This window comes from Pseudomonas sp. 24 E 13 (genome assembly GCF_900004715.1).
Taxonomy (GTDB): Bacteria; Pseudomonadota; Gammaproteobacteria; order Pseudomonadales; family Pseudomonadaceae; genus Aquipseudomonas; species Aquipseudomonas orientalis_A.
On sequence record NZ_CVTO01000153.1, the window covers coordinates 70,312 to 83,827 of the forward strand.

General features: G+C 61.2%; 13 protein-coding genes. 10 read left to right on the forward strand and 3 right to left on the reverse strand.

The window, feature by feature from the left end; translation table 11 throughout:
- Positions 1-247: 247 nt before the first annotated feature.
- Positions 248-1,642, reverse strand: coding sequence for an argininosuccinate lyase (gene argH, locus BFP90_RS23565; RefSeq protein ID WP_065886979.1), 1,395 nt, complete (start codon positions 1,640-1,642; stop codon positions 248-250).
- 502 nt (positions 1,643-2,144) lie between these two features.
- Between argH and BFP90_RS23570 the strand changes: the two genes are divergently transcribed.
- The 7 genes from BFP90_RS23570 (at position 2,145) to BFP90_RS23600 (ending at position 8,530) form a co-directional block, all read left to right on the forward strand.
- Positions 2,145-2,891 carry a LytR/AlgR family response regulator transcription factor gene (locus BFP90_RS23570; protein WP_065893926.1) on the forward strand — a complete coding sequence of 249 codons (747 nt, stop codon included), beginning with the start codon at positions 2,145-2,147 and terminating at the stop codon, positions 2,889-2,891.
- Positions 2,892-3,028: 137 nt separating this feature from the next.
- Entirely contained in the window at positions 3,029-3,970 is a 942-nt protein-coding gene (hemC, locus tag BFP90_RS23575) for a hydroxymethylbilane synthase (RefSeq protein ID WP_065893925.1), read from the forward strand.
- On the forward strand, positions 3,967-4,725 hold the full coding sequence (locus BFP90_RS23580) for a uroporphyrinogen-III synthase (protein WP_065898104.1): 759 nt from the start codon (positions 3,967-3,969) through the stop codon (positions 4,723-4,725). Before hemC ends, BFP90_RS23580 begins: the two co-directional genes overlap by 4 nt.
- Before the next feature lie 18 nt (positions 4,726-4,743).
- Complete coding sequence (locus tag BFP90_RS23585; RefSeq protein WP_065898105.1) at positions 4,744-5,859, forward strand: uroporphyrinogen-III C-methyltransferase; 1,116 nt, start codon at positions 4,744-4,746, stop codon at positions 5,857-5,859.
- A gap of 5 nt (positions 5,860-5,864) precedes the next feature.
- Entirely contained in the window at positions 5,865-7,106 is a 1,242-nt protein-coding gene (locus tag BFP90_RS23590; protein WP_065886984.1) for a heme biosynthesis protein HemY, read from the forward strand.
- A gap of 237 nt (positions 7,107-7,343) precedes the next feature.
- The gene (locus BFP90_RS23595) at positions 7,344-7,895 is read left to right on the forward strand and encodes a disulfide bond formation protein B (RefSeq protein WP_065898106.1); all 552 of its coding nucleotides are present in this window, start codon (positions 7,344-7,346) and stop codon (positions 7,893-7,895) included.
- Between the two features lie 179 nt (positions 7,896-8,074).
- Positions 8,075-8,530: an Rsd/AlgQ family anti-sigma factor gene (locus BFP90_RS23600; RefSeq protein WP_065898107.1), complete on the forward strand. Its 456-nt coding sequence runs from the start codon at positions 8,075-8,077 to the stop codon at positions 8,528-8,530.
- Positions 8,531-8,582: 52 nt separating this feature from the next.
- Here BFP90_RS23600 and BFP90_RS23605 read toward each other — a convergent pair whose 3' ends face one another.
- Positions 8,583-9,260 (reverse strand): FKBP-type peptidyl-prolyl cis-trans isomerase, encoded by a 678-nt coding sequence (locus tag BFP90_RS23605; RefSeq protein ID WP_065886987.1) that lies wholly within the window; start codon positions 9,258-9,260, stop codon positions 8,583-8,585.
- A 192-nt stretch (positions 9,261-9,452) separates the two neighbouring features.
- Here BFP90_RS23605 and BFP90_RS27780 point away from each other — a divergent pair, with 192 nt between their 5' ends.
- The gene (locus BFP90_RS27780; protein WP_083203319.1) at positions 9,453-10,514 is read left to right on the forward strand and encodes an AlgP family protein; all 1,062 of its coding nucleotides are present in this window, start codon (positions 9,453-9,455) and stop codon (positions 10,512-10,514) included.
- Here BFP90_RS27780 and BFP90_RS23620 read toward each other — a convergent pair.
- Positions 10,511-10,975 (reverse strand): TIGR02444 family protein, encoded by a 465-nt coding sequence (locus tag BFP90_RS23620; protein WP_065898109.1) that lies wholly within the window; start codon positions 10,973-10,975, stop codon positions 10,511-10,513. The genes BFP90_RS27780 and BFP90_RS23620 overlap by 4 nt on opposite strands.
- Positions 10,976-11,025: 50 nt before the next feature.
- On the opposite strand from BFP90_RS23620, the gene abc-f reads away from it, so the two are divergent.
- Together abc-f and BFP90_RS23630 are read left to right on the forward strand one after the other, a co-directional pair.
- Positions 11,026-12,936 carry a ribosomal protection-like ABC-F family protein gene (gene abc-f, locus BFP90_RS23625; RefSeq protein ID WP_065898110.1) on the forward strand — a complete coding sequence of 637 codons (1,911 nt, stop codon included), beginning with the start codon at positions 11,026-11,028 and terminating at the stop codon, positions 12,934-12,936.
- Positions 12,936-13,508 carry a mechanosensitive ion channel family protein gene (locus BFP90_RS23630; protein ID WP_065886992.1) on the forward strand — a complete coding sequence of 191 codons (573 nt, stop codon included), beginning with the start codon at positions 12,936-12,938 and terminating at the stop codon, positions 13,506-13,508. The genes abc-f and BFP90_RS23630 overlap by 1 nt, the downstream gene beginning before the upstream one ends.
- Positions 13,509-13,516: the final 8 nt, after the last annotated feature.

Sequence of the window (13,516 nt, forward strand, 5' to 3'; positions counted from 1 at the left end):
TATGTACTCGGTCCAATCCAACATCCCGGCCAGCCCAGAGGCCGCCATCGGGGGCAAGCCCCCTCCCACAGTTCGACCTCGGAGCGTCAGGTAGATACGCGTTAGCTCCCTCGCCATAGGAGCGGTGTCGCACCAAAATTGTGTAGATACCTATGCCCCGATGAGGGAGTGTCAGTCAGCACATGTGTGACTGACCCACCGCCATCGGGGGGGCAAGTCGAATCGTCGCACCGCCCCCCCACATTTTTTAGCGACTGGCGAGCAGTGCCTGGCCACGCACGACTGCGGCCTTCACCTGCGCCGGCGCAGTGCCGCCGATGTGATTACGGGCATTCACCGAGCCTTCCAGGGTCAGCACGGCAAATACGTCCTGCTCGATCTGGTCGCTGAACTGGCGCAGTTCTTCCAGGCTCATTTCCGCCAGGTCCTTGCCGGTGTCCACGCCGTACTTCACGGCATGGCCAACGATTTCATGGCAGTCGCGGAAGGGCAGGCCACGACGCACCAGGTAGTCGGCCAGGTCGGTCGCGGTGGAGAAACCACGCAAGGCCGCTTCGCGCATGATCGCATGCTTGGGCTTGATCGCCGGAATCATGTCGGCAAACGCACGCAGTGAATCGCGCAGCGTGTCGGCGGCGTCGAACAGCGGTTCCTTGTCTTCCTGGTTGTCCTTGTTGTAGGCCAGCGGCTGGCCTTTCATCAGGGTCAGCAGGCCCATCAGCGCGCCGAATACGCGGCCGCTCTTGCCACGTACCAGTTCGGGAACGTCGGGGTTTTTCTTTTGCGGCATGATCGAGCTGCCGGTGCAGAAACGGTCCGGCAGGTCGATGAACTGGAATTGCGCGCTGGTCCACAGCACCAGCTCTTCGGAAAAGCGCGACAGGTGCATCATCGCAATGCTGGCGGCGGCGCAGAATTCGATGGCGAAGTCGCGGTCCGACACGCCGTCCAGGGAGTTACCGCCCACGGCATCGAAGCCCAGCAACTGCGCGGTGTACTCGCGGTCGATCGGGTAGGTGGTGCCGGCCAGCGCGGCGCTGCCCAGTGGCATGCGGTTGGCGCGCTTGCGGCAATCGACCAGGCGCTCGTAATCGCGGCTGAGCATTTCGAACCAGGCCAGCAGGTGGTGGCCGAAGGTCACGGGCTGAGCGGTCTGCAGGTGCGTGAAGCCGGGCATGATGGTGTCCGATTCGCGCTCGGCCTGTTCCAGCAAACCTTTCTGCAGGCGGGTGATTTCAGCCAGGATCAGATCGATTTCATCGCGCAGCCACAGGCGGATATCGGTGGCCACCTGGTCGTTACGGCTGCGACCGGTGTGCAACTTCTTGCCGGTCACACCGATGCGATCGGTCAGGCGTGCCTCGATATTCATGTGCACGTCTTCCAGGTCGACGCGCCAGTCGAACGTGCCGGCTTCGATCTCGCCCCGGATGGTGGTCAGGCCTTCGATGATGCTGTCGCGCTCGGCATCGGTCAGCACGCCGACCTTGGCCAGCATGGTGGCATGGGCGATGGAGCCCATGATGTCGTGGCGGTACAGGCGCTGGTCGAAGTTGACGGAGGCGGTGAAGCGCGCGACGAAGGCGTCGACGGGTTCACTGAAGCGGCCGCCCCAGGACTGGTTGGTCTTGTCGGTGCTCATGAATTCGCTCGTGATCTGCTTAAAAAAGGCGTGAAGGTGTGCCGCCGATAATAACAGGGTTGTTCGCGGACGCGATGGTGCGGGTGGACGGCAATTTTATTTGTACAAAGGATGGCTAAGTGCCTTGCCGCCGATCGCATCCAGGACGAGACTGGGAGCAGGCCGTTATTGAAACGATATTTGACGATTGAGCAATATCGTTCCAGCGAGCGTCTACAGTTGGACTGAGAGTGTGTGAATGCACCAAAGTCGGGTGATGCGGTCAGAGCCCAGACTATCCATTAAATACGGGGGTATTCGGATTGTGTATCAGCAAACCCTATGACAATGCGCGAAGTTGGCGGGTCTTGGGCGCTATTGAACAGGTCCGGGTAAATTTGGGTGCCACTCCAAGGGCACTTTTTGCCGCTTGCGCCAGTCTTAGCGTGGATCGCTGTGACGTAAGTCACCGCACCTGTCTACGCTATCCTTGTGCGAGACTCACGCAGGAATCCAGCGCAATATGAATGTCCTGATCGTTGATGACGAACCCCAAGCCCGCGAGCGACTGAGCCGTCTGGTCAGTGAAATCGAGGGTTATACAGTCCTTGAACCGAGCGCCACCAGCGGCGAAGAGGCGTTGACGCTGATCGACAGCCTCAAGCCGGATGTGGTGTTGCTCGATATCCGCATGCCGCTCCTCGATGGCCTGCAAGTCGCTGCCCGTCTGAGCGAGCGCGAATCGCCACCGGCCTTGGTGCTGTGCGCGGCACAGGAAGAGTTTTCTGCACAGACGCTCGAAGAAAGCGGTGTGAGTTTTCTCGTCAAGCCGGTGGCCGGCGACGCATTGCTCAAGGCGTTGAAGAAGGCCGAGCGTCCCAGTCGCGCCCAGCTCGCAGCCCTGACCCAACCGGCTGCCCAGAGTGGCAATGGCCCCCGCAGCCATATCAGCGCACGCACCCGCAAGGGCATCGAGCTGATTCCCCTCGCTCAGGTGGTCTATTTTATCGCCGACCATAAATACGTGACCTTGCGTCACGAAGCGGGCGAAGTGTTGCTCGATGAGCCGCTCAAGGCCCTGGAGGATGAGTTCGGCGACCGCTTTGTGCGCATCCATCGCAATGCGCTGGTGGCTCGCGAGCGAATCGAGCGCTTGCAGCGCACGCCTCTTGGCCACTTCCAGCTCTTTCTGAAGGGGCTCAACGGCGATGCCCTGATCGTCAGTCGGCGCCATGTCGCCGGCGTGCGCAAGATGATGCAGCAGCTCTAGCCAGGGGCGGTGGCGAGCTCTGCAGTTCCTATCCCGGTGTGATGCGGCCAGGGAGGCCCCGCACTTGCTGATTCAAATCAAAGCGTATTTGCCTGAGCTGTTATTATCTGCCGTATCTATTCAGTACGGATTGATCCATGTCTTCTCGCGAAATCCGCATCGCCACCCGTAAAAGCGCCCTGGCCTTATGGCAGGCCGAGTACGTCAAAGCACGTCTTGAACAGGCTCATCCTGGCCTCAGGGTGACCCTGGTGCCCATGGTCAGTCGCGGCGACAAGCTGCTGGACTCGCCGCTGTCGAAAATTGGCGGCAAGGGGCTGTTCGTCAAGGAGCTGGAAACCGCGCTGCTGGAAAATGAAGCAGACATCGCTGTGCATTCGATGAAAGACGTGCCCATGGACTTCCCTGAAGGGTTGGGCCTTTTTTGCATCTGTGAGCGGGAAGACCCGCGCGACGCCTTTGTTTCCAACACTTACGCATCTCTGGATGAGTTGCCCCTGGGCAGTATCGTGGGCACCTCGAGCCTGCGTCGCCAGGCCCAATTGCTGACCCGTCGACCCGACCTGCAGGTCCGCTTCCTGCGTGGCAACGTCAACACGCGCCTGGCCAAGCTCGATGCGGGCGAGTATGACGCGATCATCCTCGCCGCCGCCGGCCTGATCCGCCTGGGCTTCGAAGACCGCATCACCCGCGCAATCAGCGTCGAAGACAGCCTGCCGGCCGGCGGGCAGGGCGCGGTCGGCATTGAATGCCGTACCGCCGACAGCGAAATTCACGCACTGCTCAAGCCGCTTGACCACGCGGACACCGAAGTTCGTGTCACAGCCGAGCGAGCCCTGAACAAGCACCTCAACGGTGGCTGCCAGGTACCGATCGCCTGCTATGCCGTGCTCGAAGGTGAAAACCTGTGGTTGCGTGGCCTGGTAGGCGACCCGGAGGGCGGCACGTTGCTGACCGCCGAGGTGCGTGGTCCACAACGCGACGCCACGGCCCTGGGCATCCAGGTCGCCGAGGAACTGTTGGACAAGGGCGCTGGCGCCATTCTGCAAAAAATCTACGGCGAGGCCGGCCCGCAGTGACCCAGTGGCGAGTGCTGCTGACACGGCCTGCCGAAGAATCGGCAGCCCTGGCGGCGACATTGTCCGATGCGGGAATATTCAGCAGCGAACTGCCGTTGCTGGAGATCGAAGCTTTACCGGTCACGCCGGAACAACAGGCGGTCCTTGGGGCGCTGCAGCGCTATTGCGCAGTGATCGTGGTGAGCAAGCCGGCGGCGCGTCTTGCCTTGCAACAATTGACCGCGCCCTGGCCGCGACTGCCGTGGTTCAGTGTGGGGGCGGCCACGGCACAGGTACTGGCCGATCAGGGTTTGGACGTCCACTATCCGCCAACGGGTGACGACAGCGAAGCCTTGCTTCAATTGCCGGCCTTGCGCGAGGCTATCGCATGCCCCGGTGCCAGGGTATTGATCCTGCGCGGCGAGGGCGGCCGGGAGTTGCTCGCAGAGCGTTTGCGCGAGCGAGGTGTTAGTGTCGACTACCTGGAGTTGTACCGCCGTTTTCTCCCGGCCTACGACGCGGGCGCACTGATGCAACGCATCCAGTTGGAACGCTTGAACGGCCTGGTGGTCAGCAGTGGGCAGGGTTTTCTACACTTGCAGGCCCTGGCCGGCTCCGATTGGCCTCAGGTGGCGAAGCTGCCGTTGTTTGTGCCCAGTCCGCGCGTCTACGAGATGGCGCGGGCCGCTGGCGCAGAAAAAGTTGTGGATTGTCGAGGCGCGAGTGCCTCGGCTTTGTTAGTGGCGTTAGGGAGCAATCCCGTTCCCACTCTCTGATACGCAAAGGACGGATACGTGAGCGAAACAGCCTTGCCTAAAGATGAAGCTCAGCCCGCGCTCGATGCGCCGGTCGGGACACCGGTCACCGCGCCACGCCGTGGCAATGGCCTGGCGGTCGTCGCGTTGCTGCTTGGCGCTGCCGGTGTTGCCGCCGGCGGCTGGGGGATCTGGCAGGTCCGTGCCCTGCAAGCCAGCAGCCAGCAGCAACTGGGTCAGGTGCAGACCCTCGATGACCAATCCCAGAGCCTCAAGCAGAGCCAGCAACAATTGGCCGCCCGCCTGGCGCAATTGCCCGGCGCGGATGAGCTGGAAGAGCGTCGACGCCTGGTTGCCCAGTTGCAGGGTGATCAGCAGCGCCTGAACCAGCGTCTGGAAACCGTATTGGGCGCCAGCCGCAAGGATTGGCGCCTGGCTGAGGCCGAGCATCTGATTCGTCTGGCCAGCTTGCGTCTGTCGGCTTTGCAGGACATCAACAGCGCCCAGTCGCTGGTCCAGGGTGCCGACGAAATTCTTCGTGGGCAAAGCGACCCAGGCGCGTTCGCCGCCCGTGAGCAACTGGCCAAGAGCCTGGCGGCTTTGCGCAGCACCGAACAACCGGACCGCACCGGCTTGTACCTGCAGTTGGCGGCGTTGCGCGACCAGGTGGTGCAATTGGCGGCTGTCGCTCCGGAGTATCAACTCACCGAGTCCGGTTCCCAGGGCCGTCCCAGCAGCGATACGGGTAATCAGTTGAGCCAATGGTGGGAACAGATCTCCCGTTATTTCCGTATCGACTTCAACCCGGATGACAACATTCGTCCGCTGCTGGCGGGTCAGGGGTTGAATCAGGTGCGCCTGGCCTTGAGCCTGGCGCTGGAGCAGGCACAGTGGGCAGCGCTCAACGGCGAATCGGCGGTGTATAGCCGTTCGCTGGGCGAAGCGCGTAGCGTGTTGCAGGATAACTTCAACCAGGACAACCCGCAGAGCAAGGCGATGCTGGCGCGTATCGCCGAGCTTGAGCCCAAGGCCGTTTCGGTGGTGACGCCTGACCTGGCCGCAAGCCTGGCGGCCGTGCAGGCGTACCTCGAGCGCCGCCATTTGTCTGCCGACGAAGCCAAGGCTTCGGCTGCCAAGCCTGCGACCCAGGAGTAGAACCGATGAAGCGCTTCTATGTGATCCTGGTGCTGGCAATTGCGATCGCCCTGGCGCTGGCCGTGGGCATTTCCAAACACACCGGCTACGTGCTGATTACCTATCCCCATTTGCTGCATTACGAGTCCAGCCTGTGGGCCACATTGGTGGCGGTGTTCGCCATAGGCCTGGCGATCTACCTGATCCGAGTGCTGTTGGGTCTGGTCAGCGTTTCCGGCGGTGTGGTCAACCCGTGGTCGCGGCGCAATCGCAGCCGCCGTGTGCAAGTTGCAATCGAGCAAGGCCAGATGGACCTTGCCGAAGGCCGCTGGGCCAGTGCCGAACGCCACCTGCACCGTGCTGCCGAGGCGGAGCGCCAGCCATTGCTGTACTACCTCGGCGCGGCACGTGCGGCCAACGAGCTGGGCCGTTACGAGGCATCGGATGCTTTGCTCGAGCGCGCCCTGGCTCGCCAGCCCCAGGCGGAGCTGGCCGTTGCCTTGAGCCATGCGCAACTCCAGATGGACCGTGGCGATACGGAAGGTGCCCTGACCACCCTGCAGGCCATGCACGAGCGCCATCCCCACAACGCCCAGGTCCTGCGACAGTTGCAGCGATTGCACCAGCAGCGTGGCGATTGGTCGTCGGTGATTCGCCTGTTGCCCGAACTGCGTAAAGACAAGGTGTTGCCGGCCAGCGAGCTGGCTGAATTGGAGCGTCGGGCCTGGGGAGAAAACCTTGGCCTGGCGGCCCAGCGTGAGGAGCATGGCGAAGCCGGCTTGCAGTCCCTTGACCGCGCATGGGAGCAATTGACTTCAGCCCAGCGCCAGGAGCCACAACTGGTGTTGGCTTATGCCGATCAACTGCGTCGACTGGGCGCCGATGCCAGGGCCGAGGAAGTGCTGCGCGGTGCGATCAAGCGCAGTTATGACAGCCATCTTATTCGGCTCTATGGCCTGCTGCGCGGCAGCGACCCGGCCCGTCAGTTGAAGTTTGCCGAAGGCTGGCTGAAGGATCATCCTGGCGATGCCAGCCTGTTGCTGACGCTGGGTCGTCTCTGCCTGCAGAACAGCCTGTGGGGAAAGGCCCGGGATTATCTGGAAAGCAGCCTGCAGGTGCAGCGCAATCCCGAAGCCTGTGCCGAATTGGCCCGTTTGCTCGCCCAATTGGGTGATACCGAGCGCAGCAACCGGCTGTTCCAGGAAGGCTTGGGGTTACTCGATAATCGTCTACTGGCCTCACCCTTGCCAGCACCGGCGCAAGCTTGAAGTAGGAAAGTGTTCACGGGTTGGCTCAGATCTATCTGTCAGCCAACCCTTTAACTCTTTGTAATTACTGAGCTTAAGTAGGCCTGTAATCAATTCTTACGTGTTGTAGGGCGATTTCCTCCGTGTGTTGACGGAATCTCCTTGTCTCTTCGCGGAATTGTCCGCTCCAAGGCGTATTGAAAGGGATCGGGCCTTTCCTCTACCGTAGCGACCTATCTCTTGCGGTGCGGATAAACAATGTCTTTGGCCCCTTTACGCTCCTTGTTTGTCCTGGCGTTCATGGCCGGTGCGCTGACGTTGGGCGTGTCTTTCTATCTGGAATATGGTGCGCTGTTACAGCCCTGCTTTTTGTGCCAGGTACAACGGTTGTTTCTCGCCGTCTTTGTACTGATCAACCTGATCGCCGCCCTGCATAATCCTGGCCGCACAGGCGTGTGCCTGTATGGGCTGGCGAGTATCGGGTGTGCATTATTCGGCGCCGTCACCGCCGGGCGCCAAGTGCTGCTGCAGAACACTCCGCCGGATCAGATGCCCAACTGCTGGCCAAGCCTGGACTACATGATTGAGCACCTGTCGTTCTGGCGGGCTGTCCAGTCAGTCTTCAAGGGATCGGTCGACTGCGTCGAAATCAATTGGACGTTATTTGACCTCAGCGTTCCGGAGTGGAGCCTGCTGTTTTTCCTGGCGATGCTGATTCTGTGGAGCACACTGCTTTCCCGGTTGTTGCCTGGCCGGCGTCACGTATCACAAAGCGAGGAAAATTCTGTTCATGTGGTAGGACGGGATTAAACGCTTGTATGAACTTTCTCTCCTGCGTACCTTGAAGCCATAGTGATGCGGGCATAATCTGGCCCGCACGCGTTATCGAAACCGCTTGTCAGACGCGACCTCGTCCGATTGCCGCTTCAACCCTGAAGCATTGCGCGGGCACGGTGCAGCAGCGTCCCCTATAGGGAAGAGAGATCATCATGTTGGAACGTTGCAAGAATGCTCGCGAACGCTGGGGTGGCGTGCACACACTGATCGATAAGTGGTTGGATGCGCGTCGCAAATTGGTTCTGGCTTTTGATGAGTTGGGGGCCGAGCCTGGAGCGCTGGCCGAGAAACGTGAGCCGTTGCAGGACTTCTGTGTCGTACTGGTGGATTACGTTTCTGCCGGTCACCTGAGTATCTACACGCAACTCACCAAGGAAGCGGAAGCCTTCGAGGACAAGCGCGGTCTTGAGTTCGCTGAGACCCTTTACCCGCGCATTGATGTGATTACCGAAAAGCTGCTGGCTTTTAACGATCTGTGCGATGAAGGCAAGTGTGTCGCGGAAAAATTCAAAGAGCTGGGTGGTCTGTTGCATGAGCGTTTCGAGCTTGAAGATTGCCTGATCGAAGTGCTGCACAACGCCCACAAAGAAGAGCCTGCTCAGGTCTGATCGGGGCAATGCGATAAAAAACGGTGCGCTTGACGCACCGTTTTTTTATGCGTCAGTGGCGGGTCCCGAGTAACTCGATGTCGAAGACAAGGGGTGTGTAGGGCGCAATCAATTCGCCTGCGCCGTCCGCGCCGTAGGCTTGGGCCGAGGGGATTACCAGACGCCATTTCGCGCCGGTGGGCATCTGCTGCAATGCACTGCGCCAGCCACTGATCACGCTGTCCAGGCGAAACCACTGGGGCTGTGCGCTCTGGTCAAACACGCTTCCATCGGGCAGCCGACCCACATATTTCACCTGCACCTCATCAGTTGCCAACGGCTTGGTGCCCGTGCCCGGCGTCAACTCGGTGAGCAGGATGCCGTCCGCCAACTCACGCACACCCTTTGCAGCTTTTTCCTTCGACAAAAATTGCTGTTCGGCGGCGAGAGCTTTTTCGCTCTGCGGCGCTGGGTTGTCGATGGCGTTCTGTGCTTCGTGCTGTGCAAGAATCTGTTCGATGCGCGCGTTGTCCAGTGCCAATGGTTTGCCCTGGTAGGCTTGTTTGAGTCCATCGATCAGGGCCTGGATCTGCAAGTCGGGGACCTCCTGGCGCAAGCGTTCACCGAGGCTGGCGCCCAGGCTGTAGGCGAGGTCATGCTGATCTTGAACAGCGGTTTTTGGCGGCGATTGCTCGTCCGCATCGGCGCTGGAAATCGCCAGGGCAAGCACTACGAAAAGGTAACGCGACATAGGTGTCCTCCCGCCTGAAGTGCGACGGATTATGCCAGCGTAAATGGCTGAGTAGTGGTGCGCTTTTCTGTTATATCGATAAGAATTTTCGTACGTTGCAACGCAACGCAAACGATACTGTCAACATGCCCTAGCGGCGGTAAGAGCAGAGGGCTAGTATGAGCCGCACCCACGTCAGCCAGGAGGTAAACCATGTCGGCCAAACAGAAGCCTGTAAATACCCCGTTGCACTTACTCCAACAATTGTCGGGCAGCCTGCTCGAACATCTGGAAAGCGCTTGTTCCCAAGCCTTGGCCGATGCAGAAAAACTGCTCGCCAAACTGGAAAAACAACGCGGCAAAGCGCAAGAAAAGCTGCACAAATCCCGCACCAAACTGCAAGACGCCGCCACTGCCGGCAAGGCCAAGGCACAAGCCAAGGCCAAAGACGCTGTTAAAGAACTTGAGGACCTGCTGGACGCCCTCAAGGATCGCCAAGCCGAAACCCGCAGCTACATTTCCCAACTCAAAAAAGACGCTCAGGAAAGCCTGAAACTGGCTCAGGGCGTTGGTCGTGTGAAGGAAGCTGTCACCAAGGCGCTGGGTACTCGTACTCCGGCAAAAGCTGTCGCAGCCAGCGCGGCCAAGAAGCCGGCGAGCAAGGCTGTTGCAGCGAAGGCGCCGGCTAAAACGGCCGCCAAGCCAGCGGCTAAAACCGCTGCTGCAAAACCAGCCGCCAAGCCAGCGGCTAAAACCGCTGCTGCAAAACCAGCCGCCAAGCCAGCCGCTAAAACCGCTGCTGCGAAACCAGCCGCCAAGCCAGCCGCTAAAACCGCTGCTGCGAAACCAGCCGCCAAGCCAGCTGCTAAATCTGCTGCTGCCAAACCAGCCGCTAAGCCAGCCGCTAAAACTGCTGCTGCCAAACCAGCCGCTAAGCCAGCTGCCAAAACCGCTGCTGCAAAACCGGCCGCCAAGCCAGCTGCTAAAACCGCTGCTGCAAAACCAGCCGCCAAGCCAGCTGCCAAAACCGCTGCTGCAAAACCGGCCGCCAAGCCAGCCGCTAAAACCACTGCTGCCAAACCAGCCGCCAAGCCAGCTGCAAAACCGGCCGCAAAACCCGCTGCCAAGCCTGCTGCGGCAAAGCCAGCACCTGCAAAGCCAGCAACTCCCGCAGCAACTGCCGCTACCCCGGCAGCGTCCTCCGCTCCAACCGCATCCGTCGGCAGCGCTGCTGCACCGGCAGCGCCAAGCGTCACCCCAACCAGCGCTTCCTAAGCGCGGGTGACCATGACGCGCAGCTGCTGCAGCGCGTTGTGGTCAAGGTTGGCGGCTTCGGTCGCCAGACCTTCAAGCCATTCCTGTCGACCTGTCACCTCATTGCTCGACCATGACTGCGTCAGCGCTTCCAGGCGCATCAGCAAGGCTCGCTCGGCCTCCAGCTCCAAGGCCTTGACCTGCTCTCGCAATTCATCCAGATGCGCATCCTGCTGTGCCATCGCCCGCCATTGCACACGTACCGCTCGCAAGGGTTCGACGACGTGCATCCGCCACGGCCGCGCAAGCTGTTGCAGTGCCACGACGCGCTCGGGCAGCCGCGCCACACCCCGTTGTTCCAGCCACGCACCACACAGCAGCAGGCACACATCCGCTCCCTGTTCCTGCAACCGCAGGCAAGCGGCCTCCACACCGGGGCGGGCATAAGTCGAGAGGGCAAAGCTCCACAGGTCAGCGCACATATTCACACCCAAGCCAGCGGTCAACGAAGCTGGTAGACTCCGCCGCCATTATGATCCGACTTCAAAGCCTAACATTACAGCGTGGCCCGCAACGTCTTCTTGAAGATGCCGAGCTGACCCTGCACGCCGGTCACAAAGCCGGCCTGATCGGTGCCAACGGCGCCGGAAAATCCACGTTGTTTGCCCTGTTGCTGGGTGAGCTGACCCCGGATTCCGGGGACTGCCTGCTGCCGGCCGACTGGCGTATCGCCCATATGCGCCAGGAGATCGACACCCTGGACCGCATCGCAATCGACTACGTGCTCGATGGCGACTTGCGTCTGCGCGAGGTACAGCGCGACCTCGCCGCAGCGGAAACAGCCCAGGACGGCGCCGCCCAGGCGCGCCTGCACTCGGAACTCGACAGCGCCGACGGCTACACCGCCGACGCCCGCGCCCGCAAGATGCTGGCCGGCCTGGGTTTTACCAACGAACAGATGGATCGCCCGGTCGCCGACTTCTCCGGCGGCTGGCGCATGCGCCTGAACCTGGCTCAGGCGCTGATGTGTCCCTCGGACCTGTTGCTGCTCGACGAACCGACCAACCACTTGGACCTCGATGCGATCCTGTGGCTGGAAGACTTCCTCAAGAACTATCAGGGCACCTTGTTGCTGATTTCCCACGACCGGGATTTCCTTGACGCCGTGGTCGACAATATCGCCCATGTCGAACAGAAGAAAATCACGCTCTACCGTGGCGGCTATACCGCCTTCGAGCGCGCCCGTGCCGAGCGTCTGGCCCAACAGCAGCAAGCGTTCGAGAAGCAACAGGCGCAGCGCGCGCACATGGAAAGCTACATCGCCCGGTTCAAGGCCCAGGCCACCAAGGCCCGCCAGGCCCAGAGCCGGATCAAGGCCCTGGAGCGCATGGAAGAGTTGTCGGCGGCCCACGTCGATTCGCCGTTCGACTTCGTGTTCCGTGAGTCGGTGAAAATCTCCAGCCCCCTGCTCGACCTGTCGGATGCGCGCCTGGGTTATGGCGACAAGACCGTCCTGGAGAAGGTCAAGCTGCAGCTCATACCCGGCGCGCGGATCGGTTTGCTGGGGCCTAACGGCGCGGGCAAGTCGACGCTGATCAAGAATCTGTCGGGCGAGCTTGAGCCTTTGGCCGGGCACCTGACCCGTGGCGAGAACACGGTGGTGGGTTACTTCGCCCAGCATCAACTGGACTCGCTCGATGCCAAGGCCAGCCCGTTGTTGCACCTGCAGCGCCTGGCGCCGAGCGAACGCGAGCAAACCCTGCGCGACTTCCTCGGAGGCTTCGACTTCCGTGGTGCGCGCATCGACGAGCCGGTGCTGAACTTCTCCGGTGGTGAAAAAGCCCGACTGGCCCTGGCCCTGATTGCATGGGACCGCCCGAACCTGTTGCTGCTCGACGAACCGACCAACCACCTGGACCTGGAAATGCGCCTGGCGCTGACCATGGCCCTGCAGGAGTTCAGCGGTGCAGTATTGGTGGTGTCTCACGACCGCCATCTGCTCAAGAGCACCACCGATAATTTCCTGCTGGTGGCCGATGGCAAGGTCGAAGAGTTTGATGGCGACCTGGACGACTATGCGCGCTGGCTGACTGACTATCGTCTGCGCAATGCGCCGGTGAGCAATACCCCGGTCAACCCGGACAAGACCGACAAGAAAGCCCAGCGCCAGGCCGCCGCCGCACTGCGTCAGCAGTTGGCCCCGCACAAGCGCGAAGCCGACAAGCTGGAGGCCGAGCTGGGCAAGGTGCATGAGCGCCTGGCCAGGATCGAAACCAGCCTGGGCGACAGCGCCGTGTATGAGGCCGCGCGCAAGGATGAATTGCGTGACTTGCTGGCCGAACAGGCCAGGCTCAAGGTGCGCGAGGGGCAATTGGAGGAGTCCTGGATGGAAGCCCTCGAACTGCTTGAAACCCTGCAAGCGCAGCTCGAGGCGCTGTCCTGATGGACGCGTTGCAGCTGCCCTTGCCGGCGCAATGGATCGAACCTGTGTGGATCGGCGTGCAAATCCTGCTGATCCTGCTGGCCGGCTACCTTGCCCAGCGTTTTGTCGCCAAAGGCCTGACCCGCCTGGGTGAGCGCTATCCGTTCCCGCCGCAGTTGCTGATGCCGCTGCGTGGAGGCCTGCGCTGGCTGATCATGGGCAGCGCGCTGATCTTCGTGTTGGGCCGCCTGGGTGTATCTGCCACGGTGCTGTGGACTGCGCTGTCAGGCTTTGTGGCCGTGGCGGCAGTGGCTTTCTTCGCCATGTGGTCCGTGCTGTCCAATTTGCTGTGCGCCATTTTGATCTTCACCGTGGGTCCGTTTCGCCTCGGCGATATCGTCGAACTGGTGGACACCGTCGACAAGCCCGGCGTGAAGGGGCGCGTGGTGGCGATCAATCTGCTCTATACCACGCTGATCGAGGTGCAGGAGGCCGGCACCGACAGTGCGATGGTGCAAGTGCCCAACAGCTTGTTCTTCCAGCGTTCGGTACGGCGCTGGCCTGGTACGCACGTGTTCCCTGGCGACCGCTAGAATCATAT

What these genes read in the sequence shown, in the direction of transcription:
- argH (WP_065886979.1), bottom strand. Translation starts at nt 1,642, where the DNA reads ATGAGCACCGACAAGACCAACCAGTCCTGGGGCGGCCGCTTCAGTGAA.
- BFP90_RS23570 (WP_065893926.1), top strand. Translation starts at nt 2,145, where the DNA reads ATGAATGTCCTGATCGTTGATGACGAACCCCAAGCCCGCGAGCGACTG.
- hemC (WP_065893925.1), top strand. Translation starts at nt 3,029, where the DNA reads ATGTCTTCTCGCGAAATCCGCATCGCCACCCGTAAAAGCGCCCTGGCC.
- BFP90_RS23590 (WP_065886984.1), top strand. Translation starts at nt 5,865, where the DNA reads ATGAAGCGCTTCTATGTGATCCTGGTGCTGGCAATTGCGATCGCCCTG.
- BFP90_RS23595 (WP_065898106.1), top strand. Translation starts at nt 7,344, where the DNA reads ATGTCTTTGGCCCCTTTACGCTCCTTGTTTGTCCTGGCGTTCATGGCC.
- BFP90_RS23600 (WP_065898107.1), top strand. Translation starts at nt 8,075, where the DNA reads ATGTTGGAACGTTGCAAGAATGCTCGCGAACGCTGGGGTGGCGTGCAC.
- BFP90_RS23605 (WP_065886987.1), bottom strand. Translation starts at nt 9,260, where the DNA reads ATGTCGCGTTACCTTTTCGTAGTGCTTGCCCTGGCGATTTCCAGCGCC.
- BFP90_RS27780 (WP_083203319.1), top strand. Translation starts at nt 9,453, where the DNA reads ATGTCGGCCAAACAGAAGCCTGTAAATACCCCGTTGCACTTACTCCAA.
- BFP90_RS23620 (WP_065898109.1), bottom strand. Translation starts at nt 10,975, where the DNA reads ATGTGCGCTGACCTGTGGAGCTTTGCCCTCTCGACTTATGCCCGCCCC.
- abc-f (WP_065898110.1), top strand. Translation starts at nt 11,026, where the DNA reads ATGATCCGACTTCAAAGCCTAACATTACAGCGTGGCCCGCAACGTCTT.
- BFP90_RS23630 (WP_065886992.1), top strand. Translation starts at nt 12,936, where the DNA reads ATGGACGCGTTGCAGCTGCCCTTGCCGGCGCAATGGATCGAACCTGTG.